Annotated in this window: 14 protein-coding genes; 6 read left to right on the top strand and 8 right to left on the bottom strand. The window is 69.7% G+C overall.

Annotated elements, in window-relative coordinates; translation table 11 throughout:
- The first annotated feature begins 481 nt into the window (after positions 1-481).
- The 5 genes from O2L01_RS25285 (at position 482) to O2L01_RS25265 (ending at position 6,556) form a co-directional block, all read left to right on the top strand.
- Positions 482-1,819, top strand: a complete 1,338-nt coding sequence (locus tag O2L01_RS25285) for an ABC transporter substrate-binding protein (RefSeq protein ID WP_270124830.1) — start codon at positions 482-484, stop codon at positions 1,817-1,819.
- 342 nt (positions 1,820-2,161) lie between these two features.
- Entirely contained in the window at positions 2,162-3,100 is a 939-nt protein-coding gene (locus O2L01_RS25280) for a carbohydrate ABC transporter permease (RefSeq protein WP_270124829.1), read from the top strand.
- Complete coding sequence (locus O2L01_RS25275) at positions 3,097-4,035, top strand: carbohydrate ABC transporter permease (protein WP_270124828.1); 939 nt, start codon at positions 3,097-3,099, stop codon at positions 4,033-4,035. The genes O2L01_RS25280 and O2L01_RS25275 overlap by 4 nt, the downstream gene beginning before the upstream one ends.
- Positions 4,032-5,450 carry a GH1 family beta-glucosidase gene (locus O2L01_RS25270; RefSeq protein WP_270124827.1) on the top strand — a complete coding sequence of 473 codons (1,419 nt, stop codon included), beginning with the start codon at positions 4,032-4,034 and terminating at the stop codon, positions 5,448-5,450. Before O2L01_RS25275 ends, O2L01_RS25270 begins: the two co-directional genes overlap by 4 nt.
- A gap of 32 nt (positions 5,451-5,482) precedes the next feature.
- Positions 5,483-6,556, top strand: a complete 1,074-nt coding sequence (locus O2L01_RS25265; RefSeq protein ID WP_270124826.1) for a LacI family DNA-binding transcriptional regulator — start codon at positions 5,483-5,485, stop codon at positions 6,554-6,556.
- A gap of 55 nt (positions 6,557-6,611) precedes the next feature.
- Here O2L01_RS25265 and O2L01_RS25260 read toward each other — a convergent pair whose 3' ends face one another.
- Together O2L01_RS25260 and O2L01_RS25255 are read right to left on the bottom strand one after the other, a co-directional pair.
- Entirely contained in the window at positions 6,612-10,238 is a 3,627-nt protein-coding gene (locus tag O2L01_RS25260; RefSeq protein ID WP_270124825.1) for an FG-GAP repeat domain-containing protein, read from the bottom strand.
- Between the two features lie 154 nt (positions 10,239-10,392).
- Entirely contained in the window at positions 10,393-13,965 is a 3,573-nt protein-coding gene (locus tag O2L01_RS25255) for an FG-GAP-like repeat-containing protein (protein WP_270124824.1), read from the bottom strand.
- 407 nt (positions 13,966-14,372) lie between these two features.
- Between O2L01_RS25255 and O2L01_RS25250 the strand changes: the two genes are divergently transcribed.
- Positions 14,373-16,526, top strand: a complete 2,154-nt coding sequence (locus tag O2L01_RS25250; protein WP_270124823.1) for a (Fe-S)-binding protein — start codon at positions 14,373-14,375, stop codon at positions 16,524-16,526.
- 216 nt (positions 16,527-16,742) lie between these two features.
- On the opposite strand, the gene O2L01_RS25245 is transcribed toward O2L01_RS25250, so the two are convergent.
- The 6 genes from O2L01_RS25245 to O2L01_RS25220 all read right to left on the bottom strand — a co-directional run bounded on the left by O2L01_RS25245 (position 16,743) and on the right by O2L01_RS25220 (position 25,258).
- Positions 16,743-17,291 (bottom strand): nucleoside deaminase, encoded by a 549-nt coding sequence (locus O2L01_RS25245; RefSeq protein ID WP_270124822.1) that lies wholly within the window; start codon positions 17,289-17,291, stop codon positions 16,743-16,745.
- 13 nt (positions 17,292-17,304) lie between these two features.
- The gene (locus O2L01_RS25240) at positions 17,305-17,811 is read right to left on the bottom strand and encodes a tRNA adenosine deaminase-associated protein (RefSeq protein ID WP_205328125.1); all 507 of its coding nucleotides are present in this window, start codon (positions 17,809-17,811) and stop codon (positions 17,305-17,307) included.
- A gap of 487 nt (positions 17,812-18,298) precedes the next feature.
- The gene (locus O2L01_RS25235; RefSeq protein ID WP_270124821.1) at positions 18,299-19,651 is read right to left on the bottom strand and encodes a PrsW family intramembrane metalloprotease; all 1,353 of its coding nucleotides are present in this window, start codon (positions 19,649-19,651) and stop codon (positions 18,299-18,301) included.
- Complete coding sequence (locus O2L01_RS25230; protein ID WP_270124820.1) at positions 19,648-20,082, bottom strand: STAS domain-containing protein; 435 nt, start codon at positions 20,080-20,082, stop codon at positions 19,648-19,650. Before O2L01_RS25230 ends, O2L01_RS25235 begins: the two co-directional genes overlap by 4 nt.
- Before the next feature lie 170 nt (positions 20,083-20,252).
- Positions 20,253-20,807, bottom strand: a complete 555-nt coding sequence (locus tag O2L01_RS25225) for a response regulator (protein ID WP_270124819.1) — start codon at positions 20,805-20,807, stop codon at positions 20,253-20,255.
- Positions 20,804-25,258: a HAMP domain-containing protein gene (locus O2L01_RS25220; protein WP_270124818.1), complete on the bottom strand. Its 4,455-nt coding sequence runs from the start codon at positions 25,256-25,258 to the stop codon at positions 20,804-20,806. The genes O2L01_RS25225 and O2L01_RS25220 overlap by 4 nt, the downstream gene beginning before the upstream one ends.
- Positions 25,259-25,349 lie beyond the last annotated feature (91 nt).

Below are 25,349 nucleotides of genomic sequence, written 5' to 3'. Positions count from 1 at the left end.
GGAGCGCTCATGCCGGGACGGCCGCCTTCGAACCGCACGAGTGGAACGAATCGGACCGCTTTGCGGAAGCGCTCCCAAGTCATGCTGCCAAGCCAAGGGCCCATATGTCAATACATCGACATCTCTAAATTTCTACTTGGACTGGGACATACCCCGCCGTTACGTCCGCATTATTCCAGTTCACAGGCTCGCTCGCGCGCGACCACAGTTATGGATCTGCGACCTTCGATCTCCCGCTTGGAGTCGAAGGGGTAACAACCGAGTAACGACCCTCACATCCGGGCTTGCGCTGTGGAACACGCTCCCGTACGATCCTGGTATCGCTCCCAAGGGCGATCGCCTCGGCGGTTTCAGTCGCGGGCCGCCGTGCACCCACGGCGGCCCGCACCCCGGCCGCCTTGGGCCGCAAGGCAAGACGAGTCCCTCAAACCCCTCTGGAAAAGCAAGGCGCCGCCGAGGCGCTCGGAAGGAACCAGCAAAGATGCATCTCCTCAAACGACACGGCCGGATCGCACTCGCGGCCGTCGCAGCCGGGGCCCTCGCGGTCACCGCCGCCTGCTCTGGCGGCGGAGGCGGCGACGACGAGACCGGCGAGGACGGCAAGATCAAGCTCACCGTCTCCCTCTTCGGCACCTTCGGCTACGTCGAAGCCGGGTTCGAGAAGGCCTACGAGGACGCCCACCCGAACATCGACGTCGTCTTCGAGGGCGAAGGCCTCAACTTCGACGCCGACTACCGCCCGGTCCTGGAGACCGCGCTCGAGACCGGCGACGGCGCGGGCGACGTCGTCGCCATCGACGAGCAGGCCACGCCGCAGCTGTTCAACAACAGCGAGAACTGGTACGACCTCGGCGCCGACTACAGCGACCGCGAGGCCGACTACACCGAGCGCACCTGGAACCTCAGCCACGGCTCCGACGACAAGCTGCTCGGCTTCGGCACCGACATCGGCGGCATGGCCATGTGCTACCGCCCCGACCTGTTCGCCGCCGCCGGCCTCCCGACCGACCGCACCGAGCTCGCCGCCGCGTGGTCGACCTGGGACGGCTTCATCGACGTCGCCGAGACGTTCGTCGCCGCCGACACCGGCGCCGCCTTCCTCGACGGCCCGACCCAGCTGCAGAACATGCTCATGAGCCAGCTCGCCGGCAACGGCGACGGCAAGATGTACGTCGACAACGACGGCAACCTGACCCTCGACTCCGCCGCCGCCACCGAGTCCATCGACACCGTCCTGGAACTCCAGGACGCGGGCGCGATCGGCAACTTCGCGGCCTGGAGCCCCGAGTGGAACACCGGCATGGTCGAGGGCGGCTACGCCGTCATGCCGTGCCCGGGCTGGATGGCCCGCGGCGTCATCGAACCCACCTCCGGTCCGGACAACTCCGGCAAGTGGGACATGGCCGCCGCCCCCGGCGTGGCCGGCAACTGGGGCGGTTCCGTCCTGGCCGTCCCGTCCCAGGGCGACCACCCGAAGGAAGCCGCCGAGCTCGCCTCGTGGCTGACCGAGCCCGCACAGCAGGTCGCGGTCTTCGAGGCCGTCGGCAACTTCCCGTCCTCGCCTGAGGCCCAGGCGGACCCGAAGGTCTCCGGCTACACCAGCGAGTACTTCAGCGGCGCCCCCGTCGCCGAGATCCTCGCCGCCTCCGTCCAGGAGTTCGGCACCCTCGAGTACTCGTACTTCCACCCGCCGGTCAAGGGCGCGGTCGAAGGCGTCCTGAACGGCGTCGCCGACGGCACCTTCACGACCGACAACGCCTGGACCGAGATCGAGAAGGCCGCTGAGGAAGCGGTCGAACTCGCCGGCGCAGGCCTGTAAGACCCCCGGTCCGGCCCGGCGGCACCTGCCGCCGCCGGGCCGGGCCCGGCGGCGCCCTCCCGCCCGCCGGACCCCGTGCCGCCACGCCGGAGGGACCGGCGCCGAACGCCTCCCAGCATCCGTTCGGCGCGAACCCCCAGGACCCGGTCCCTCCCGGCGGCACCATGTCGGGCCCCCCCGCCCCCACCCCCCGCGGGCCGGCGGCCCCCGCGACCCCCCCCGCCCCCCCCCCCCCCCCGGCCCCCCCGGCTCCCCCGGATACCAGCGCCCCCACCGGAATCCGCCGTGAGAGCCGCTCGACGGCTCGGCAGGCGCCACCGCGACCGTCCCAAGGAAGGCACCATGACCACCCGCAACGCCGTAACACCGCGTCTCACCTGGAAGGAACGGCTCTCCCGAGCCGACACCAAGTGGACGCCCTACGCGCTGGTGTCCCCGTACTTCATCCTCTTCGCCGGCCTCGGCATCTTCCCCATGGCGTACACGCTCTACGCGTCGCTGCACAGCTGGAAGCTCGGCGGCCCCGACCGCGAATTCGTGGGCCTCGACAACTACGAGTTCCTGCTGACCACGTACGACCGCTTCAACTGGTCCGTCGTCAACACCCTCGGCATGTTCGTCATGGCCACCGTCCCGCAGATCGTCTGCGCCATGATGGTCGCCAACGCCCTCAACAAGCGGCTGCGGCGCCCGATGCTGTGGCGGATGCTCATCCTCGCCCCCATCGTCACCTCCGTCGTCGCCGTCGGCGTCATCTTCGCCCGCATCTGGGGCGACCAGTACGGCATGATCAACGGCGCGCTCGAACTCGTCGGCCTCGACACGGTCGACTGGCAGACCGGGCGGTTCAGCTCCTGGCTCGCCATCTCGTCCATGGTGGACTGGCGCTGGATGGGCTACAACGCGCTCATCTTCCTCGCCGCCATGCAGACCATCCCCAAGAACCTGTACGAGGCGGCCACCGTCGACGGCGCGTCCTCCGCCCAGCAGTTCTGGAAGATCACCATCCCGCAGCTCAAGCCCATCCTGATCTTCACCGTCTTCGTCTCCTCCGTCGGCGGCATGACGATGCTCGTCGAGCCGATGATGTTCGGCAACGGCCAGCTGGGCGGCGGCGCCGACGGACAGTTCCAGACCACCGCGATGGTCCTGGTCGACATCCTCCGCAACCACGGCAACTACGGCATCTCCGCCGCCGCCGGGTGGCTGCTGTTCATCATCATCGGGATCGTCGCCGCCATCAACTTCCTCGTCGTCAACCGCATCCAGGGGAACAAATGAGCACCGCCACCGCCCCGCGCCCCACCGCCCCGGCCGCCGAAGGCGCGGCACCGGCGAAGCGGCCCCGCAAGAAGCGGGAGAAGCACGCCGAGCACTTCGAGGGCGGCAGCGTCTTCGCCCCGACCGTGATGACCCGCATCGGCCTCGTCTTCGTCGCGATCCTCTCGATCTTCCCGCTGTACTGGATGATCATCATCGCCACGCGGAGCACCACCGACGCCTCCGGCTTCCCGCCGCCGCTCCTGCCCGGCGGCAACCTCGGCGAGCACGTCCAGGCCGCGCTCACCAACCCCGACGCGAACCTCCTGCTGGGCCTGCGGAACTCGTTCATCATCACCGGCACCGTCACCCTCTCGGTGGTGCTGCTCTCCACCCTCGGCGGCTTCGCGTTCGCCAAGCTCAGGTTCCGCGGGTCGAAGTTCCTCATGGGCACGGTCCTGTTCTCCATGATGGTGCCGCTGCAGCAGCTCGGCATCGTCCCGACCTACATGATCATGGTCGAGCTCGAGTGGATGGACACCCTCCAGGCCGCGATCCTGCCGTTCCTCATCAACGGCTTCGGGATCTTCCTGATGCGCCAGTACTGCGAGCAGTCCGTGCCCGACGAGATCATCGAGGCCGCCCGCATCGACGGCGCCTCCACGTTCGGCATCTGGTGGCGCATCGTCCTCCCGGCGCTGCGCCCCGCCATGGTCGTCCTCGGCCTGCTCACCTTCATGCTCAACTGGAACGAGTTCCTGTGGCCCTTCATGGTCCTGAGCGAGGACAACCCCACCATCCAGCTCGTGATCCGGCAGATCTCCACCTCGACCTGGTCCACCGACCTCTCGATGGTGTTCACCGGCACACTGATCTCGATCATTCCCATCGCGATCCTGTTCGTCGTGTTCGGGCGGCAGATCGTGCACGGCATCATGGAAGGTTCTGGCAAGTGACAACCAACGAGAAAGCCGCGCTCGCGGCGCGGTTCCCAACCGGGTTCACCTGGGGCGCGGCGACCTCCTCCTACCAAGTGGAGGGGTCGACCGGCGCGGACGGGCGCGGCCCCTCCATCTGGGACGCCTTCGTGAACGAGCCCGGCCGCGTGGTCGACGGCTCCAACGGCGACACCGCCATCGACTCCTATCGCAGCATCCCCGAGGATGTCGCCACCATCAAGGCCCTCGGGCTCAACTCCTACCGGTTCTCGCTGTCGTGGCCCCGGATCTGCCCCGACGGCGACGGCCGCGTCAACGACGCGGGACTCGCCTACTACTCCAACCTCGTCGACGCCCTCCTCGCCGAAGGCATCACCCCCTGGATCACCCTCTACCACTGGGACCTCCCCCAAGCCCTCGAAGACGCCGGCGGGTGGCCCGTGCGGGCCACCGCCGAGCGCTTCGGCGAGTTCGCATCGGCGGCCCACGCGGCCCTCGGCGACCGCGTCAAGCACTGGATCACCGTCAACGAGCCCTGGTGCGCCGCGTTCCTCGGCTACGCCTCCGGCGAGCACGCCCCCGGGCGGCGCGAACCGGCCGCGTCCATCGCCGCCGCCCACCACCTCATGCTCGGCCACGGCCTGGCCGCCCGCGCCATCAAGGCCGCCGACCCCGAGGCCGTCGTCAGCCTCGGCCTGAACTTCTACCCCGTGCACGCCGCCACCGAGACGCCCGTCGACCTCGACGCCGCGCGCCGCGTCGACGGCGTCCAGAACCGCTGGTTCACCGAGGCGGCCCTGCGCGGGGCCTACCCCGAGGACATCGTCGAGGACTTCAAGGCCATCAGCGACTTCTCGTTCGTCGAGGACGGCGACATGGAGGTCATCAACGCCCCCGTCGACATCCTCTCGGTGAACTACTACAGCCGCTTCACCGTTACCGGTAACGGGGGCGCGACCTCGGCTTCCGCCGCCCCCACGGGCGCCGGATCGGCCTGGCCGGCCAACGAGCACATCGGGTTCGTCTCCTCCGGCCTCCCCGTCACCGACATGGGCTGGGAGATCGACCCGGGCGGCCTCACCGAGACCCTCACGCGCCTCCACGCCGGCTACCCGGACGTCAAACTCGCGGTCACCGAGAACGGCTCGGCCTTCCCCGACAAGATCGAGGACGGCGAGATCCACGACCCCGAGCGGCTCGAGTACGCGCGCGCCCACCTGGCCGCGTGCGCCGACGCCGTCGCCGCGGGCGTCCCGCTCGTCGGGTATTTCGCCTGGTCGCTCGCGGACAACTTCGAATGGGCCTGGGGTTACACGAAGCGGTTCGGACTGGTGTACGTCGATTTCGAGACCGGCGAGCGCACGGTCAAGGACTCCGGGCGCTGGTACGGCGACCTGGTGCGGCGGGCCCGTTCGAACCGTGAGGCAGAATAGATCCACACTAACGTTGCCCGAGGTGATGCACGATGACCGAGACCCAGCTTGAGGCGCCCGGCGAGCCCTTGAAGAGCGAACGCCGCCGCCGCTCCGGCGGCCGGCCGACCCTCGACACCGTCGCCCGCCACGCGGGCGTCGGCCGAGGCACGGTCTCGCGCGTCATCAACGGCTCCCCGAAAGTCGCCGAGGACACCCGCGCGGCGGTCCTGGCCGCCATCAAGGAACTGGGGTACGTCCCCAACCAGGCGGCCAGGACCCTCGTCACCCAGCGGACGGACACCGTCGCGCTGGTCGTGACCGAGTCGCAGGAGTGGCTGTGGTCGGAGCCGTTCTTCGCGGGCGTGCTGCGCGGCATCACCGAGCAGCTCGCCGAGGAGAACATGCGGCTCATGCTCACCTTCGCCCCGCGCGACGGCAGCCGGGCCGACCTCGAGTCGTACCTGCTCGGCCAGCACGTCGACGGCGTCATGATGGTCTCGAGCCACTCCGGCGACCCGCTGCCGGAGCGGCTCGAGGACGCCGGCATCCCCATCGTCCTCTGCGGCACGCCCGCCGGATTCCGCCCCATCGCGTACGTCGACTGCGACAACCGCTCGGGCGCCCGGCAGGCCGTCGAATACCTGGCCGAGAAGGGCCACAAGCGGATCGGCCTCATCGCCGGCCCGCAGGACATGGCCGTCGGCGTCGACCGCCTCTCCGGCTACCGCGACGGCCTCCGCGGCCACCGCCTCCCCGTCGAGGAATCGCTCGTCTCGGTCGCCGAGGGCTTCGACGAGGCCAGCGGCATCAAGGCCGCCCGCCACCTCTTCGACACCGCCGGCGACCTCGACGCGGTCTTCGCCCACTCCGACCCCCTCGCGATCGCGACGCTCCGCGTCGCCCGCGAACGCGGCATCCGCGTCCCCGAGGACCTGGCCCTCGTCGGCTTCGACGACTCCCCGCTCTCCGAGGTCGCCGAACCGCCCCTCACCACCGTCCACCAGCCCACCGAGACCATGGGCCGCGAAATGGCCCGCCTCCTCTGCGGCCGCATCCGCGGCGAAGAGGCCGGACCGCTCGTCACGATCCTCGGCACGAGAATCGTCGTCCGCGAATCCGCTTAAGACGCAAGCGAAAGGGCCCGGCTCCAAGTGGAGCCGGGCCCTTTCTCGTTGTTCGCTAGGCGATGATGTTCATCGAGTTCCAGCCTGTGCCGATCTGCACCCGCGAGGCGTAGCCGCCGGCGGCGTTGCCCCGGTAGAGGAACAGCGCCCCGTCGGACTTCCTCCGCGCGGTCCAGTCGCCGTGCCCGTCGCCGTTGAAGTCCCCGACCGAGGCGACCATGTCGTACCCGACCCAGTTGCAGCTCGTCTTCACTCCGGGCTTCAGGGTGCCGTCGGCCCGGCCGCCGTAGAAGTACATGCAGTTGTCGGAGCTGCGGATCGCGACGACGTCGGCGAGCCCGTCATGGTCGAGATCCCCTGCGGCCGTGATCTCGCGCATCCCGTTCCAGCCGGAGCCGACCCGCACCCGCGATCCGACGGTGCCGTCGCCCCTGCCCCGGTACAGCCACAGGTAGCCCGTGGACTTCTCGCGGGCGATGACGTCGACCTTGCCGTCCCCGTTGAAGTCGTGCCCGGAGACGATGGCGCTCATGCCGTTCCAACCGGTACCGATCTTCACCGGCGAACCGAGGCCGCCCCCGGACTTCCCGGGGACGAGCCAGAGCGTGCCGTCGGAGGTCTTGCGGGCGATCAGGTCGGCGAACCCGTCGCCGTTGAGGTCGCCTGCGGTCTCGATGAGGTTCATGCCCGACAGGCCCGTGCCCGCCGAGACCGTCCCGTCGAACCCGCCCGTCCCGTTCCCCGAGTACACGTACGTCGTCCCGTTCGACGAGCGGCGCGCGACGAGGTCGGAGGTGCCGTCGGCGTCGACGTCGTAGGCGCGGTCGGCCTCGACCGCGGGCAGCCGGACGGGTCCGGGCTGCTCCCAGATCGTCTCGGGTCCGGAGAGCGAGGAGCCGTCGGGGCGGAGCGAGTGGAAGACGAGCGCGCCCGACCGCGCGTCGACGGCGATGATGTCGTTGACGTTGTCCCCGTCGAGGTCGCCGACGCCGGTCGCCTGCTGGTAGCGCCGGGAGTCCGACGATCCGACGAGGGACGGGTGGATCTCCTTCCGCGAGCCGAACGCGGCGGCGCTGCTGCCGTAGTAGACGTAGTACTTGCCGGTCGTGCCGTCGTGGGCGAGGAAGTCCTGCCGCCCGTCCTGGTCCATGTCGCCCAGCGTGGACAGGCCGTCGAAGGCGTTCCAGCCGTCGTCGAGGAAGACGCGGGTGCCGAACGTGCCGTTGCCCTTGCCCGGGTACAGGTAGAGCCTCCCGTCGGACTTGCCCACGGCGATCAGGTCGATCTTCCCGTCCTGGTCGAAGTCGTCGGCGGAGGTGAAGAGGCTGATGCCGTTCCAGCCTGCGCCCACCTGGATGCGGGTCTTCAGGCCCGACTGCCCGTTGCCGGGGTAGGTGTAGAGGATGCCGGTCTTCGCGTCGCGGGCGAGCAGGTCGGCGTGGCCGTCGCCGGTGAGGTCGCCGGACATGACCACGTCCATCTTGGCCCAGCCGCTCCCGAGGTCGGCCCGGTCCAGGAGGCCGCCTTCACCGTCGCCTTCGAGCAGCAGCAGGTGCCCGGTGGACTCGTCGACCATCATGACGCCCTGGCCGGTGGTGCCGGACTCGGTGAAGTCGTAGTTGTCGCGGGTGGCCAGGATCGTGACCGACTCGGAGGCGACCGTGTTCCCGGCCATGTCGGACACGGTGAACACCACCGGGTTCGCGGTGCTCGCGAGGTTCAGGTCGAACCGGACCGCGGTGTCCTGCGTGATGGTCTGGGACCGGGTCGCGGGGCACACATCCCCGCCCAGGCAGGTCACGGTGAGCGAGGTCGGGTACGCCTCCTTGCTCGGGAACGCGCTGTCGTCCACCCTGATCGAGATCTGGTCGGTCTCGCCGACGTGGTTCGGGATCCCGTCGTTGTACTCGATGCTCAGGAACTCCGGGTCCGAGGTGTCGATGACCTGCCAGCAGCCGTCCTGGAACCCGAAGTCGCTCACACCCGAGGTGATGCCGTAGCCGCTGTAATAGTGGTCGTCCGCGAGCGCGGCCGAGGCTTCGACGCTGTACACCGGATTCACTCCGTCGACGATCGCCCGCGATGTCGACCGGTATTCGGTGTCGCTGGAATCGGTGTCGACGATCGAGGTGGTCCACCGCAGTTCGGCGTCATAGAGGTCGGGTCGCCACAGATCGAAGAGGAAGCCGCCGTAAGCGGGTGTGTCGTCCGCGAGATGGGCCGGAGTGTCGAGGCCGCGGCCGCAGTCCTCGGTGGGGTCGACGTACCGGTACCCGATGGCGGCGAGGTAGATGTCGAGACGGGCGGAGTCGCCGTCGAACTGGGCGGGCGTGCCGCCGGGCGTCATGCCGAACACGGGGCTGGTGAAGCCCCTCGAAAAGCGGTTGTACCGGTCCAGTTTCCCGGTGACGTCATAGCGGGCGGTGCCGCCGTCGCAGACGCCGGCGGCCGTCGTGTTCGCTCGCTCCAAGCCGGTCGAGGACCACGCGGTGGTCGTGGTGAACGCCGAAGTCCCACCACGGAAGACCTTGAGTTCCGGTGCGGCGCAGTCGGTGCCCTCGGCGATGTCGACTTGGAACGCGGCCGAGACGATCGGGTAGTCGAAGGTGTAACCGGTGGCGCCGAGCGAGCCGACCGTCTGGCCGCTGAAGCGCCAGAACGTCTCCGCCTCGTACTGCGTCCCGCAGGTCGAGTCGGCCAGCGCGTCGCAGTAGGTGCCCACGACCGCGTCGCCGCTCATCCCGGCGGCTTGGAAGTAGGGCTCGTCCAACCCCGCGTTGCCCCGGTAGACGGAGGTGTCAGGTTCGGCGGAGGTGGTGCTCAGCCATTCGTTGATGTACCGGTTGCGTTGGATCCACTGCGTCGAGAGCGACACCGGGAACTCGGCCGAGGCGAGCGCCTCTGCGGAGAATTCGAGGGAGAACGAGCCGTCGGCGCCGATGGCCGGTGCGACTTGGAGGAGGTCGCCGTCGGCGTCGCGCAGAAGGAACCGCGAGGTCGCCTCGGTGACGCCTTCGTAGACATCGTCAGCGAGTACGAGCCCGCCATCGACGACTTTGAAGCGGAAGTCCGATCCGAGGTCGAGTCCGGCGACGAGTGCGTTCCAGGCGTCCGCGTCGGCGGCGGTGAACTCGAGTTCGGCGGAGGAGGCGCCCGCGTCGACCGAGAAGTCCAGGCCAGAGGCGAGCTCGTCGTAGAAGGCCGTGGTCCCCGAGTAAGAGGGGACTGGCACGGTTCCCTCCCAGTCGAGCCACCCGTAGTCGCCTCGGAGCAGGGGCATCTCGGTGTCGTCGTAGCGGAGGGAGAAGGCGAAGGGCGTGTAGGTCGGGTAGAGGCCGCCTTCCCAGACTTCGAGGGCCGTGTCGACCGCGGGCTCGTCGACGTAGCCCTGTGAGGGTGCGACGGTCTGAACCAGGTGGAGCAGGCCCTCCGGGGTGGCGTACATGGTGGTGTACGGCATGGTCCGGCCGGTCACGCGCACTTCGACCTGGCACTGGTCGGCGGCGCTCAGCGCGCCCTCCAGACCGCTGGCTCTCGGTCGCTCGCCGAGGGCGGCGCAGTCGATGTCGGTCTCCTGCGCATGGGCGGGCCCGGTGGCGGTGAGCAGTGCGGCGCCGACGGCCGCGGCGGTCGCGGCCGCGGTCCGTTTTGTGAAGCGGCCGCGGCTGGGGGTTCGATTCATTCAGATGTCCTGTGAGGTCCGAGGGGTTCGGGTCATGGCGTGCGGGGGCACTGTCTTGAAGACGCTTACCCGGTGGGTCGGGTTGCAGTCGAGACCAGAGTGGAGGGCGTCGGCCCCGCCTATCTCGGGCGGCCGGGCCGACGCGTCCTTCGGTCTAGGCGATGATGTTCATCGAGTTCCAGCCGGTGCCGATCTGGACTCGCGAGGCGTAGCCGCCGGCGGCGTTGCCCTTGTAGAGGAATAGCGCGCCGTCGGACTTCCTGCGAGCGGTCCAGTCGCCGTGCCCGTCGCCGTTGAAGTCTCCGACCGCCGCGACCATGTCGTACCCGACCCAGTTGCAGCTCATCTTCACGCCGGACCGCAGCGTGCCGTTGCCGCGACCGCTGTAGAAGTACATGCAGTTGTCCGAGCCGCGGATCGCGAGGACGTCGGCGTGGCCATCGTGGTCGAGGTCGCCTGCGGCCGTGATCTCGCGCATCGCGCTCCAACCGGTCCCGATCTTCACCCGCGAGCCCAGGTATCCGTCGCCCTTGCCAGGGTAGAGCCACAGGTAGCCCGTGGACTTCTCGCGGGCGATGACGTCGATCTTGCCGTCGCCGTTGAAGTCGTGCCCGGAGACGATGGCGCTCATGCTGTTCCAGCCGGTGCCGATCCGCATGCGGCTGTAGTAGTCGAAGTCGCCGTATGCGGTGCCCGGCATGATGTAGAGCGAGCCGGTGGAGGCGACCCGCGCGAGGAGGTCGGCGATGCCGTCGCCGTCGAGGTCGCCCGCGGCCTCGAGGAGGTTCATGTTCGCCAGGCTGGCCGCGGCGATCCGGGGCCCGAAACCGCCGGTGCCGTTTCCGGTGTAGACGTAGACCGTTCCGGAGCTCGCGTTCCTGGCGACCAGGTCCGTCGTGGCGCTCGCGTTGTAGTCGTAGGTACGGTCGACCAGAACGCCGGGCAGGCGGTAGCCGGACCAGCCGGTCGCGACGACGCGGGTCGGGTAGACGGGACTGCCGAGCTCGTCGAACGAGTGCATGACCAGGCTGCCGGTCAGCGCGTCAATCGACACGACCTCCTTGGTGCCGTTCTCGTCGTAGTCGCCGCCGGCGAAGATCTCGTTGTACTGGGCGGTGTTGAGGCTGCCCGCTTCGAAGAAGTCGGAGATCCGCTCGCGGGAGCCGACGGTCCCGTCGCCGCGTCCGTAGTAGACGTAGTACTCACCGTCGCGCTGGTCCCTGGCCAGCAGGTCGGCGTCCTCGTCGTCGTCGAACGCGGCGAAGGCGGTGACGGTGTCCATGACGCCCCAGCCGGTTCCGACGGCGGTCCGGGCGGCGAAGGTGCCGTCGCCTTTGCCGCGGTAGAAGTAGAGCTTCCCGTCCGACTCGCCCACGGCGTACATGTCGTTCTTGCCGTCGCCGTCGAAGTCGCCGTTGGAGGTGAAGGCGCCCATCGCGTTCCAGCCGGTGCCGACCTGGATGCGGGTGCCGAGGCCGCCCGCGCCGATGCCTGGGTAGGTGTAGAGAGTCCCAGTCCTGGTGTCGCGGGCCAGGAGGTCGGGCTGCCGGTCGCCGGTGAGGTCGCCGGCGAGGACGAGGTCCATGGCGCCCCAGCCGGCGCCCTTGGAGACGCCGGCGGCGAAGGTGCCGTCGCCCTTGCCCGCGAAGAACATCAGGGCGCCGTCGGACTTCCTCACGACCATCATGTCCAGGCGGCCGTCGTTATTGAAGTCGCTGTGGGACTGCGTCGCGTCGATGTCGACGTACTCGGTCGCGGAGCGGTTGAAGGCCTTGTCGACGACCTGGAACCCGATGCTGGTGTGCACCGCGTCCAATCGCACCCGGAAGGTGGCGGCGGTGTCCTCGGTCAGGACCTCGACCTCGTTCTGGCAGCCCGGCTCGGGGTACCGGCTGCACTCGATGGTCAGGGCGTTGACGCCGTCCGGGAAGCCTTCGTCGGAGACGGAGACTTCGACGGTGACGGTGTCGCCGAGGAACTTCGGACCCGGTTGGACCTCGATGTCGAGGAAGTCGGGGGTCGCGGTGTCGATCACGACGTGGCAGAGGGTGCTCCGGAGGGGAGTGCCCGTGCTCGAGGTGAACTCGTGGGCGATCTCGTACCGGCCGTCGGGCAGGTCGACGGCGGCCGCGGGTCCGGCGCCGTCGGCGACGACCGCGGGATCGGTCGCGATGATCGTCTCACCGGTGTCGGCGTCGCGGACCGCAGCGGTCCAGGTGATCTCGTTGAGCAGGTCGGTGCGCCAGGTCTGGGCGGTGAAGTCGCCGTAGGTGAGCCGCGAGGTCTTCTGGAACCTCGGGTCGGCCGCCGTGTTGTCGCAGGCGGGCGGGGTGAGGCTGTAGTTGCGGAGGTCGAGGCGCACCTCGAGCCGGGCCGAGCCGCCGTCGAATCGGGCGGTCTCGGCGCTTGCGGTCATCCCGAAGGTGTAGCCGGAGGTGCTCCAGCCGGTGCCTTGCAGCGCCGAGGTGACGTCGTAGACGGCCTTGCCGTCCCGGCACTCCCCCGTCGCGGCGGTGGCGACCGGCGTCGAGCGGTAGTTCCAGGTGGTCGTGGGCGTGTAGCCGTAGGAGCCCCGGGTGAGCTTCGGGGCGATACAGGTCGTGCCCGCGGCGGCGTCGACTTGGAAGCTGGCTTCGGTGACCGGGAACGTGACCCAGGATTCGCCGCCCGGCAGGAGCGAGGCGAGGTCGGCGGAACCGAACTGCCAGTAAGAGGCGGCCTGAGGCACGCCGGCGCATTCGGGGTCGGCGGACTTCGCGCAGTAGGTCCCGACGATCGCGTCGCCGGTCTCTCCGATGGCCGGGAAGTACGGTTCGCCCGGGCGGCCTTCGCCCCGGAAGATCGCGAGCGACGGCGCACCGGAGGCCACTGAGCCCCAGCTCACCCCTTGCGATCCGCCGAATCCCCAAGTGGTCGTGAGCGTCAGGGGGAACTCGGCCCCGGCGATCACGGCGGCGTCGAGACTGATCGCGAGCGAGCCGTCGGAGGCGCGGGTGAGCGCGGGGAACCTGATGCGGCCGTCGGCCTCGCGGACGGTGAACGCGGTCGAGTACTCGTCGAGGTACATGCCGCCGCTGCGCCGGACCTTGATCGCGCCTCGGTCGACGGCGGCGGGTGTCGGGAGGGCCAAACCGGAGGCGAGCGCGTTCCAGGCGCTCTCATCGGCGATGGTGAACCGGAGGTCGGCCGAGGAGACGTCCGCGTCGACTGCGAGGTCGAGGCCGGCGGCGAGCTCGTCATAGGCGGCCGTGGTGCCGGAGTATGCGGGCACCGGGGACTCGCCGTCCCAGTACAGGTCGGACTGGTCGGTCTGGAGCAGCGGCGCCTCGGCGTCGCCGTAGTTCATGCGGATCGGCCACGGCGTGTCCGCCTGGACGAGCGCGCCGTCCACTTCGACCAGGGTCGCATCGGTCTCGGCCTGCACGGGTTCGGCGGTGGACACGAGCCGTAGTCGACCGTCCGGGGTCACCGACACGGTCGAGTAAGGCGTGGAGCGGCTCGCAACGCGCACTTCGACATCGCAGGTCACGGCGGTCTCGACCGCCGCTTCCAGGCCGGCCGCCACAGGAGCGTCGCCGAGGCCGCCGCAGTCGGCTTCGGTCACCGGTGCGGTGTCCTGGCCCGCGGCGGCGCCGGGCAGAACGAGGAGGGCGGCGCCCACGACCACTGCGGTCGCCGCGGCGATCCGCTTCGCGCGGGTCCGTCTCGGAGAGGGGATGCGGTTCATTCAGATGTCCTGGGGGGAGGGTGAGGGGTACCGGGTCATGGCTCGCCGCTGTGCGGCATCGACTACACGCCGCCGCTGTACGGCGGGTTGCAACCGTTTCCACACCGCGGCGGCGATCAGGCGCGTGCCGATCCGCCGGGCCCGGAGGGAATCGGGGGACATGGGGCTCCTTGTTCACTTAGGAAGAGGGGTACATCGGGGGTGCTGGCGGGGACCAGCGCCCTGTACACGTCTTGTTCATGGAACCGGTTGCACGGGTGTTGTACGGGTTCTTGGCAGTCGCAGGCGGGGCGCCGGGCCGGTGGGATCGGTGTTCCTCCGCACGTGCCGGTGGCGCTGTCGACAGGGCTGCTACTGATCAGTAACATGTATCGTGATCGGGAACACCGCACTGCCGAGAGGTCGCCATGGGAGTCGTCCAAATCGTCACGGCCACGGTCGCGTTCGCGTACACCGCGCTCGCCATCGGGCTGTTCGTCCGAGCCGGGCTCGGGATGCTCGAGCTCGTGAAGCTCGGCGCGCCCGACAAGACCCGCCGGGGCGAACGCGAGACGCGGGTCAAGACCATGCTGCGGGAGACCCTGGGGCACACCAGGATGCTGCAGTGGTCGGGCGTGGGCCTGGCGCACTGGGCGGTGTTCTTCGGGTTCTTCCTGCTGTTCCCCGCCCTCGCCCAGTCGTATTTCGAGGTGCTCGACCCCGAGTGGGCGCTGCCGCTCGTCGGGCACTGGGGCCCGTGGCTGCTGGCCTCGGAGATCCTCACGGTGCTCACGGGGATCGCGATCCTCGCGCTGTTCGCCGTGCGCATGCTCAGCCAGCCGCGCGCGCACCGCGTGCCGCCGCAGGGCACCGCCTCGGACGACGGCCAGCGCCGCTCGTCGTCGCGGTTCGAGAACTCCCGGCAGTGGATGGCGTTCTACATCGAGGCGACGATCTTCACGATCGTCCTCTCGCACATGACGATCCGCACGTTCAAGGTCGCCCTCGGGGACGTCGCGCATGAATGGACCTCCCCGGTCTCGGCGGCCGTCGCGGGCGTGTGGAGCGGCGCGTCCGAGGACTCGCTGCGCACGGCCGTCACGCTGGTCGCGGGGCTCGACATCCTGGTGTCATGGACGTTCTTCCTGATGCTCGCGCTGATCCCGTCGATGGGCATCGGCTGGCACCGCGTGACGGCGTTCTTCAACATCTACTTCAAGCGCAACGCGGACGGCGCGGTGAGCCTGGGCCCGGCCAAGCCGATGCTCATCGACGGCGAGCCGGCCGACTTCGAGACGGCCGACCCCGAGACGCAGCCGTTCGGCGTCGCGACGATCGGCGACTTCTCGTGGAAGGGCCTGCTCGACTTCTCCACGTGCACCGAGTGCGGCCGCTGCCAGTCGCAGTGCCCCGCATGGAACACCGGGAAGCCGCTGTCGCCGAAGAAGCTCATCACGGATCTGCGCGACCACCTGTACGAGCAGGCGCCGTACCTGAAGGCCGCGGCGATCGCGAAGGAGCGCAACGGGGGCGAGGCCGACCCGCACGAGAAGATCAACATCATCGGCAACGTGATCGACCCGGACGTGCTGTGGTCGTGCACCACCTGCGGTGCGTGCGTGGAGCAGTGCCCGGTCGACATCGAGCACGTCGACCACATCCTGGACCTGCGCCGGAACATGGTGATGATCGAGTCGGACTTCCCCGACGAGGCCCAGACGATGCTGCGCAACCTCGAGAACAAGGGCAACCCGTGGGGCGAGAACCCGGCCCACCGCCTCAAGTGGGCCGAGCCGCTCGACTTCGAGGTGCCGATCGCCGAGGCCGGCGGGGACTTCGAGTACCTGTACTGGGTGGGCTGCGCGGGCGCGTACGACCCGAAGGCGCAGAAGACGTCTCGCGCGGTCGCGACGCTGCTGCACGACGCGGGCGTGAAGTTCGCGGTCCTCGGCGAGGCCGAGACGTGCACGGGCGACTCGGCGCGGCGCATCGGGCACGAGTTCATGTACCAGATGCTCGCGGAGCAGAACGTCGAGACGCTGAACGAGGTCGGCGCGGTCAAGATCGTCGCGACCTGCCCGCACTGCCTCAACACGATCGGCAACGAGTACGAGGACATCGGCGGGAAGTACGAGGTCGTGCACCACACGGAGCTGCTGAACGACCTGGTGAACGCCGGGAAGATCACGCCGGTCGAGGAGCACGAGGGCAAGCTGACCTACCACGACCCGTGCTATCTGGGGCGGCACAACCGGATCTTCACGCCGCCAAGGGAACTGCTCGGCTCGTTCGCGGAGGTCACTGAGATGCCGCGCACGGAGGAGCGCTCGTTCTGCTGCGGCGCCGGCGGCGCGCGCATGTGGCTCGAGGAGCCGCTCGGCAAGCGCGTCAACCGCGAACGCGCCGACGAGGCGGTCGCGACGGGCGCGAAGACCGTGGCGGTCGGCTGCCCGTTCTGCTCCACGATGCTCCGCGACGGCGTCGCCGACGCTGGCCGTGAGGACGTCGAGGTGATCGACATCGCGCAGCTGCTGGCGAGGACGCAGGAGAAGCGCGCGGAGAAGGCGGTAGCGGCCGAGTAGCGGCCCGCCGGACGAACGCTGTCGGACCCCCGTGCCGCCCTTGACAGTGCGAGATCACGGCTCGCAAGTGTCGCCGAGGCCGGGGGTCCGTCGTTTGTCCGTTTTGAAGGCTAGGGCCGGGAAACGCCCAGTGCGCAGAGCGGTGTCGGACCCTTGCGGCATCGTTGCATCGGGGGTCCCCAGGGGTCCGATTTGAAGGCTAGCGCCCGGAATGCCCTAGCGGCCGAAATGCCGCCGGAGCATCGCCGCCGACTCGGCTTCGAGGACTCCGGCGTAGACGTCGGGGTTGTGGTTGAGGCGGGGGTCGCGCACGACGTCCCAGAGGGAGCCGACCGCGCCGGTCTTGGGTTCCCAAGCGCCGAACACGATTTCACCCACTCGGGCGAGCACCGCCGCGCCCGCGCACATCGTGCACGGCTCCAGGGTGACCACGAGCGTGCAGCCCTCGAGCCGCCACCCGTCGCCGTGGACGGCCGCCGCCTCCCGCAGTGCGAGCACTTCGGCGTGCGCGGTCGGGTCGCCTAGGGCCTCACGGGCATTGGCGGCCGCGGCGAGCTCGCGTCCGTCCGGGCCGATGACGAGGGCGCCCACGGGCAGGTCCTGTCGGGCCTCAGGGGCGTTCGTCCGCTCCGTAGGAGGGGTGTGGGCCGGGTGTGCCGGGCCGCCCGGTCCTCGGGGCGACGGGTCCGCCGGGAGGCCTCCGGTGCGCGCGATTTCGAGGGCGCGGCGCATCCAGTGCTCGTGGACCTCGCGGCGGGACTGCATCGGGGCTCGGGCTCTAGGAGCCGGTGGCGTCTTCCAGGGCCTCGGTGAAGCCGATGGCCTTGGCGACCTCCGAGACGACGTCAGAGGGCATCATGCCCTCCTTGGCGCACAGGGCCAGCAGGGTCGATCCGGGCACGCCCAGGTCGCCCAGCACGTCCGCCTCGCCGACGGGCTCGGCGTCGAGCTCGGTCGGGCGGGCCGAGATCGACTCCTCGTCCTCGGTGTCGATCTCCTCGGTGTCCTCGGGCTCGAGGTCGCCCAGCAGGGCCTCGCCCAGGCGCGACTGCGACGCGTACTCGGCGTCGGACCCGAAGGTGCGCAGGTCGTCGCCGTTGTCGAGGCGCATCACGGTCAGGTACTCGTCGTCGGCGTCGACGAACAGGAGTGTCAGGTCGGCGTCAGGGAATGCCTCACGCATGACCTCGGCCGCGTCCTCGACGTCGGCAACAGCGTCGAGGTCGACCTCCGCGGCCTCCCACTCGTCGCCCTCGCGGCCCACAGCCACAGCGAAATACGACACGATCCGTCCCCGTCTTCTCATTCAATGGAACCTGCGGCCCGATTGGGCAGCTGTTCGATACGACCTACTGAAGGATGTGGCGACCTGCGGTCGATGTAACCACAGGATCCAGTCGCCGGTCAGCAAAAGATACAGCTCGCATGAGAGCCCCGTGACGCCAGCGGCCGTCCCTGCGACCGCCGCTACGCCGACCGCGGCCCCGCGGTCACCGTAGCGCGCCAGCAGCGCGGCGGCGACCGCTCCGATCGTACTCGCGGCCAAAGTCACCCAGGCGAAGCCCGCCCCGGTCGGCAGGCTCTCGCCGGTGCTTCTGGCATACGCCAAGAGCCACAGCAGCACCCAGAGCCCGGACAGGGCCGAGCCGGCCGCCGCCGGGCCGACGCGGACTGGATGGGGCTCCCTCCAGTGGGGCCTCCCGGAGCGCGGCGGGGGCACTGTCATGGACGGCTCAGCGGGACTCGTCCAGGAGGTGGGCCCGATGGGTCCCTCATGCATACGAGACAGGGTACGCAGGCGGGGGCGGTACCGGAAGCGGCATCAGCGGCTGCGAGGGCGCCTCGAGGGCGCGCACGCGGCCGTCGGGGAACGTCACGTGGTACTGGCGGCCGTCCCAGAGGGCGGCGGGCATGGCCGGGTCGGCGCCGGTGTAGACGGCGCGGGCGGCGTTCATGCGGTGCACGGCGTACTCGATGCGCCGGTCGTCCCACGGCCGCCCGATGGACGCCAGGTCGTACTGCTCGGCGAGATCGGAGGCGGCCCTTTGGAAGTCCTTCATCGCGTCCTCGCCGGGCTTCCCGCGGAATCGGAAGGCCCAGGCGCGGGCGGCGGCACGGCGCGAGAACGTCGCGAGGGACGCCAGCTCGGGCGGCGACACCTGACCGGCGGCCACCATGGGGGCGAGCGCGGTCTGGCTGCGGCGGGCGTCGGCGGCGCGCAGCCACAGGGCGGCGCCGACCATCGTGAAGAACAGGGGCGCGAGGAACGCCGGGTAGAGCGCGAACCACAGCGCGGGCATGTCGAGCTTGACGCCGAGCACGGAGGAGCCGTTCCACAGGGCGTGGAGGCTCATGCCGCACAGCAGCATCCCGATGATCCAGACCGTCTGGAGGCCCTTGCGGCCGGGCTTGCGGGCGGCCTTGCCGAGGCCGATCGCGGAGAGGCCGGTCATGAGCGGGTGGGCGAACATCGTGGCGAGTCCGCGCACCGCGACGAGGATCGTCACCTGGGCGAGCCCGGCGGCGGCGTCGAGCGACTCGGAGCCGTTCAGGTACGCGCCGGAGGCGTAGAGGACGTTCTCGGCGACGGCGAAACCGGCCCCGGCGAGTCCGCAGTAGACGAGGGCGTCGAGGGTGCCGGTGAGGTGGCGGCGGGCCGTCCAGTACACGAGGAGCGGGCCGAGGAGCTTCGCGATCTCCTCGATCACGGGGGCGGAGACGACGGCCGCGAGGTTCGGGTCGAGATCGTTCTTCTCGAGGAGGACCGACGCGGTCGTGTTGACGATGAGGGCGATCGCGGTGGCGACGCACGCGCCCCAGCCGAAGCAGAACGCGAGCACGAGCCACGGGCGGCGCCGGTAGCGGCCGAGCCACAGGAACGTCCCGACGAGCACCGGAGCGGGCAGGATCGCGGCGGCGAGGCCGACGGCGAACGCCTGCGCGCCCGTGCCTTCGACGATGGCCCAGGCGAGGACCGTGGCGCCGGCGACGAAGAGCAGGGCGACGCCGGCGATGAGGATGCCTCTGGCCTTGCGGGCCAGGCCGATCCAGGCGAGGACGATGCCGCCCAGCGCGAGGATCGCTGCGGCGCCGAGGATCGCCAGCGTCGTGGTCGAGAGGCTCATCGCGGGGGCTCCTGGGCGGGGTCGGGCCTCCCGAGGGTCTGGCCGCTGTCCGTGCCGGTCTCCTCGACGTCACTGAGGCCCAGCGTGGGGCCGTCGGCGGGTTCGGGGTCGGGTTCGCGGATGACGAAGTGCTCGCCGATGCCCGAGACGGCGAGGAGCCGCTTCAGGAAGTCGCCGAGGTTCGCGAGGACGAGCACGGCCCGGGAACGGGCGGCCGCGCGCGCGAGGATGACGAGCGTGCCCAGTCCGCGCGAGTCGCAGAAGGTCACGCCCCGCATGTCGAGGACGACGCGTACGGGGTCCTCCACGAGGGCGGCGTCAACGGCCGCGGAGAGCCGAGGCGCGGTGTGCAGGTCGATTTCGCCGGTCAGCACCACGATCGTCTCGTTCGCCTCGCGGTATACCGAGATGTCGAGCTTTTGGTGCACCACGCGACCAACCCTAACCGGTTTCCCCCGAAAGCAGGAGCCCCCGCGGCGGATAGAACGCGAAACCTTGTCGCGCTTGCCTTTCGAACACGCAGCGGCTCGGCGCTGTCACACCTGTGCGTCAGGGTTTGAACTGGGGGCCCAATCGGCGGTCGAACCTCTTCAGCGTGCCGCTACGCCTGCCCCGGCTCGAGCAGGCCCAGGATGCGGTCGATCTCCGGGTCGGCGTCGCGGCCTTCCTGCCAGGCGACGAGCGCGTCGCGGACCTGGTCGAGCCGGTGGGTCAGGAGTCCTTCGCGTTCGCGCAGGTCCCGGGTGCGCTCCGACGTCTGGCGCAGGGCCTGGCCCTGCGCCCACAGGTCGATGAAGACCTTCACCTTGGTGCGCAGCATCCACGGGTCGAACGGCTTCGTGATGTAGTCGACCGCGCCCACGGAGTACCCGCGCATCGCCAGATGCGCGTCGCGGTCGGCCGCGGTGAGGAAGATGATCGGGGTGTGGCGCGTCTTCTCGCGCTGCTTGATGTGCCGCGCGGTCTCGAACCCGTCCATGCCGGGCATCTGCGCGTCGAGCAGGATCGCCGCGTAGTCCTCCGAGAGGAGCCGCTTCAGGGCCTCCTCGCCGGACGTGACCGCGATCGTGTTCACCGGCAGCCCTTGGAGAATGGCTTCGAGGGCGAGGAGGTTCTCGGAACGGTCGTCAACGAGCAGGACGCGGGCGGTGCTCATGAAGTGCCTCCAACGGTCGGTCCGCCATTGTCCCGTTCGGACGCCGTCCCGCCGCCGCCGGGGGCCGTCTCGTGTGCGCCGCCTCGCGCAGCGTGGCGCCCGTTGCCCTGCGGCCCGGTCACGATCCACTGCGACATGGTGTCGAGCAGCAGGTCGAGGTCGACGGGCTTCGTCAGGTACGCGCTCGCGCCGGCCTCGACTGACTTCTCGCGCTGCTCCGCGAGCGCCTGCGCCGTGAGGAACACGATCGGCAGGTCCTGGAACTGCGGCATCCGCCGGATCACGCGCGTGGTCTCGTTGCCGTCCATGCCGGGCATCATCGAGTCCATCAGCACGATGTCGATCCCCGGGTGGTGCTGGAGCGCGTCGATCCCGTCGGCGCCGTTCTCGGCGTAATGCACGTCGATCCCGTGGAGCTCGAGCGCGGCCGTGAGCGCGAAGACGTTGCGGATGTCGTCGTCCACGATGAGGACCGTCGCGCCTTCGAGGTGCTGGGCCGCGGCCGAGGACGAGGGCGTCTCCGGTGCGCCCGTGAGGATCCCCGGGGAGGGCTCGCGCACGGCCGGGATCTCGGCGTGGATCGGCGTGTAATCGCCGTCGGCGTCGATCTCGACCGGGACGGCGAAGGTGAACTTCGAGCCGGCGTCGCCGGTGTGCTCGATGTACACGTCGCCGCCGAGCATGAGCGACAGGGACTTCGAGATGGAGAGCCCGAGGCCCGTGCCGCCGAACGTGCGCCTCGTCGTGCCGTCGGCCTGCTGGAACGGCTCGAAGATGATGCCCTTCTTGCCTTCCGCGACGCCGATGCCGGTGTCGATGACGCTGAACGCGAGCCGCTCGCCGGCGGCGTTCAGGTGCGGGGCGTCGAACCGCAGGTCGGCGGGGACCCGCCGCACCGCGAGGGTCACCGACCCGACACGCGTGAACTTCACGGCGTTCGACAGGAGGTTCCGCAGGACCTGCTGGAACTTCTGGCCGTCCGTCTGCATCAGCTGCGGCACACCGGGACCGACGTCGACCTTGAAGTCGAGGCCCTTGTCCTCGGCCTGCGGCCGGAAGGCCGCCTCGATGTCGCCGAGGATCTCCGCGAGGTCGACCGGGTGCACGGAGACGTCCATGCGGCCGGCCTCGATCTTCGACAGGTCGAGGATGTCGTCGATGAGGGTGAGCAGGTCGGTGCCCGCGTTGTAGATGGTGCGGGCGAACTCGATCTGTCGTTCGCTGAGGTTCCCGTCCGAGTTCTCGGAGAGGAGCCGCGCGAGCAGCAGCAGCGAGTTCAGCGGCGTGCGCAGCTCGTGCGAGACGTTCGCGAGGAACTCGGACTTGTACTTGGAGGCCTGGGCGAGCTGCTCGGCCTTCTCCTCGATGTCCTTGCGGGCGGTCTCGACCTCTTCGTTCTTCAGCTCGATCGCCTTGTTCTGGGCGGAGAGGAGCTGGGCCTTCTCCTCGAGCTCGACGTTGGTCTCCTGCAGCCGGTTCGACTGGGCGCGCAGCTCCTGGGCCATGCGCTGGGACTCGCGCAGCAGGACCTCGGTGCGGGCGTTGCCCTCGATGGTGGCGAGGGTGACGCCGACGTTCGGGGCGAGCGCGTCGAGGAACCGCTTGTGGAGCCCGGAGTAGGTGTTGAACGAGGCGAACTCGATGACGCCGCGCACCTTGTCGCCGAATTGCACGGGCAGGATGATCAGGTCGGTCGGGGTGGCCTGGCCGAGACCCGAGGAGATCTCGAGGTAGCCCTCGGGGATGTCGTGCAGGTGGATGGTGCGCTTGGACGCGGCGGCCTGGCCGACCATGCCCTCGTTGTCCTCGATGAGCTTCTTCTCGCCCGGGTTCGGGTGCCCGTAGACGGCGTTGAGCCGGTACGTGACGTGCCCGGAGACGTCCTCGTGGCGGACGTAGAACGTCGAGGTCTGCGCGTCGATGAGCGGCGTGACCTCGTCGAGGACCATGCGGGTGACCTCTTCGACCCCCCTGCGGCCCTGGAGGAGCGAGGAGATGCGGGCGAGGTTCGAGTTGAGCCAGTCCGCGTCGGTGTTCTGCCGGGTCTTGTCGCGCAGGGCGGTGATCATCTGGTTGATCGACTCGGTGAGGTCGGCGATCTCGCCTGCGGCCTCGAAGTCGACGGACTGGGTGAGGTCGCCTCGGGCCACCGCGTGCGCGACGTTCGCGATCGCGCGCAGCTGCAGTGTGAGCGTCGCGGCGAGCGAGTTGACGTTGCGGGTGAGGGCGAGCCAGGTGCCGGAGACGCCGGCGACCTCGGCCTGGCCGCCGAGGTTGCCCTCGACGCCCACCTCGCGGGCGACTCGGGTGACCTCCGTGGCGAAGCTGGAGAGCTGCTCGACCATGGTGTTCACGGTGGTCTTGAGCTCGAGCATCTCGCCTTGGACGTCGACGGTGACCTTCTGCGTCAGGTCGCCTCGGGCGACCGCGGTCGTGACGGACGCGATGTCGCGGACCTGGCTGGTGAGGCTGGAGGCCATCGAGTTGACGTTCTCCGTGAGGTCCTTCCAGGTGCCCGAGACGCCCTGCACGTTCGCCTGGCCGCCGAGGACGCCGTCCGTGCCGACCTCGCGGGCGACACGGGTGACCTCGTCGGCGAACTGGGAGAGCTGCGCGACCATCGTGTTCATCGTGGTCTTCAGCTCGAGCATCTCGCCTTGCGCGTCCACGGTGATCTGCCGGTTGAGATCGCCTCGCGCGACCGCCGTGGCGACGGACGAGATGTTGCGGACCTGGGCGGTCAGGTTGGACGCCATGGAGTTCACGTTGTCCGTGAGCGCCTCCCAGATGCCGGAGACGCCCTGGACGTTCGCCTGGCCGCCGAGGCGGCCGTCCGTGCCCACTTCGCGGGCCACACGCGTGACCTCGTCCGCGAACTGGGAGAGCTGCGCGACCATCGAGTTCATCGTCGTCTTGAGCTCCAGCATCTCGCCGCGCGCATCGACGGTGATCTGACGCGAGAGGTCGCCGGTGGCGACCGCGGTGGCCACGGACGAGATGTTGCGGACCTGGGCGGTCAGGTTGGACGCCATCAGGTTCACGTTCTCGGTGAGGTCCTTCCAGGTGCCCGAGACGCCCTGGACGTTCGCCTGGCCGCCGAGGCGGCCTTCGCTGCCGACCTCCCGGGCGACGCGCGTGACCTCGTCCGCGAATGACGAGAGCTGGTCGACCATCGTGTTCACGGTCGTCTTCACTTCGAGGATCTCGCCCTGCGCGTCGACGGCGATCTTCTGCGTCAGGTCGCCGCGGGCGACGGCGGCGGTCACCGTGGAGATCGAGCGCACCTGCTCGGTGAGGTTCGTCGCGAGCTGGTTCACGTTCTGGGTCAGGTCGCGCCACGTGCCCGAGACGCCGAACACCTGCGCCTGGCCACCGAGGCGGCCCTCGGTGCCGACCTCGCGGGCGACACGCGTGACCTCGTCCGCGAATGACGAGAGCTGGTCGACCATCGTGTTCACGGTCGTCTTCACTTCGAGGATCTCGCCCTGCGCGGGCACGGCGATCTTCTGCGTCAGGTCGCCGCGCGCGACGGCGCTGGTGACCTTCGCGATGTCGCGCACCTGGTCGGTGAGGCTCGCGGCCATGTCGTTCACCGAGTCGGTGAGGTCCTTCCAGGTGCCGGAGACGGCGGGCACCTCGGCTTGGCCGCCGAGGCGGCCCTCGGTGCCGACCTCGCGGGCGACACGCGTGACCTCGCCCGCGAAGACCTGCAGCGTCGCGGTGAGGGAGTTGATGGTGTCGGCGAGCTCGGCGATCTCGCCGGAGGCCTTGACGGTGATCTTCTGGTTGAGGTCACCGGCGGCGATCGCCTGGGTCACGGTGGAGATCGAGCGGACCTGCTCGGTCAGGTTCGAGGCCATGGTGTTCACGGCGTCGGTCAGCGACCGCCAGGTGCCGGAGACGCCCTGCACGTCGGCCTGCCCGCCGAGCTGGCCTTCGGTGCCGACCTCGCGGGCCACGCGCGTGACCTCGCCGGCGAAGGAACGCAGGAGCCCGACCATCTGGTTCACGGTCTCGCCGAGGCGGCGGAACTCGCCGCGGAGCTGCTTGCCCTCGATCTCGAGCACGGCCTCCTGCGTGAGGTCGCCGGCCGCGACGGCCTCGAGCACGCGGCCGAGTTCGATCGTGGGCCGCACCAACTCCTCGACCAGGCGGTTGACGCTCGCGGCGCCCTCCGACCAGCCGCCGTCCAGATGCTCGATCACGAGCCGGTGGTTCCAGGAGCCCTCCTGCCCGACGGCGCGGGCGATGAGCGCGAGGTCGCGGGTCTGCCGGTCGGCCTGCTCGACCACGGCGTTGAACCGGTCGACGACCTCCCCGGCCAGCCCCTCGCCGCGCGGCAGCCGCACCGAGAAGTCGCCCCGCTCGACAGCGCCGAGCGCATCGGCCAGGCTGCGGAGCAGGTCCGACTCGTCGGTCGAGCTCGCGGTACGGGAAACGGTGTCCGTCATGGCATGGTTCCTCAGCAGCGGAGACAGGCTTGGGTACCAGGTTGTCACACGAACCGGTCAAACGTGAAGGCAGGTTACTCAAGGCATTGTG

Origin of the sequence: Glycomyces lechevalierae (assembly GCF_027622945.1) — a bacterium.
Lineage (GTDB): Bacteria > Actinomycetota > Actinomycetes > Mycobacteriales > Micromonosporaceae > Glycomyces > Glycomyces rutgersensis.
The sequence above is the reverse complement of the archived record's forward strand: the minus strand, read 5'-3'. Positions and strand labels throughout refer to the sequence as shown.

What these genes read in the sequence shown, in the direction of transcription:
- O2L01_RS25285 (WP_270124830.1), top strand. Translation starts at nt 482, where the DNA reads ATGCATCTCCTCAAACGACACGGCCGGATCGCACTCGCGGCCGTCGCA.
- O2L01_RS25280 (WP_270124829.1), top strand. Translation starts at nt 2,162, where the DNA reads ATGACCACCCGCAACGCCGTAACACCGCGTCTCACCTGGAAGGAACGG.
- O2L01_RS25275 (WP_270124828.1), top strand. Translation starts at nt 3,097, where the DNA reads ATGAGCACCGCCACCGCCCCGCGCCCCACCGCCCCGGCCGCCGAAGGC.
- O2L01_RS25265 (WP_270124826.1), top strand. Translation starts at nt 5,483, where the DNA reads ATGACCGAGACCCAGCTTGAGGCGCCCGGCGAGCCCTTGAAGAGCGAA.
- O2L01_RS25260 (WP_270124825.1), bottom strand. Translation starts at nt 10,238, where the DNA reads ATGAATCGAACCCCCAGCCGCGGCCGCTTCACAAAACGGACCGCGGCC.
- O2L01_RS25255 (WP_270124824.1), bottom strand. Translation starts at nt 13,965, where the DNA reads ATGAACCGCATCCCCTCTCCGAGACGGACCCGCGCGAAGCGGATCGCC.
- O2L01_RS25250 (WP_270124823.1), top strand. Translation starts at nt 14,373, where the DNA reads ATGGGAGTCGTCCAAATCGTCACGGCCACGGTCGCGTTCGCGTACACC.
- O2L01_RS25245 (WP_270124822.1), bottom strand. Translation starts at nt 17,291, where the DNA reads ATGCAGTCCCGCCGCGAGGTCCACGAGCACTGGATGCGCCGCGCCCTC.
- O2L01_RS25235 (WP_270124821.1), bottom strand. Translation starts at nt 19,651, where the DNA reads ATGAGCCTCTCGACCACGACGCTGGCGATCCTCGGCGCCGCAGCGATC.
- O2L01_RS25225 (WP_270124819.1), bottom strand. Translation starts at nt 20,807, where the DNA reads ATGAGCACCGCCCGCGTCCTGCTCGTTGACGACCGTTCCGAGAACCTC.
- O2L01_RS25220 (WP_270124818.1), bottom strand. Translation starts at nt 25,258, where the DNA reads ATGACGGACACCGTTTCCCGTACCGCGAGCTCGACCGACGAGTCGGAC.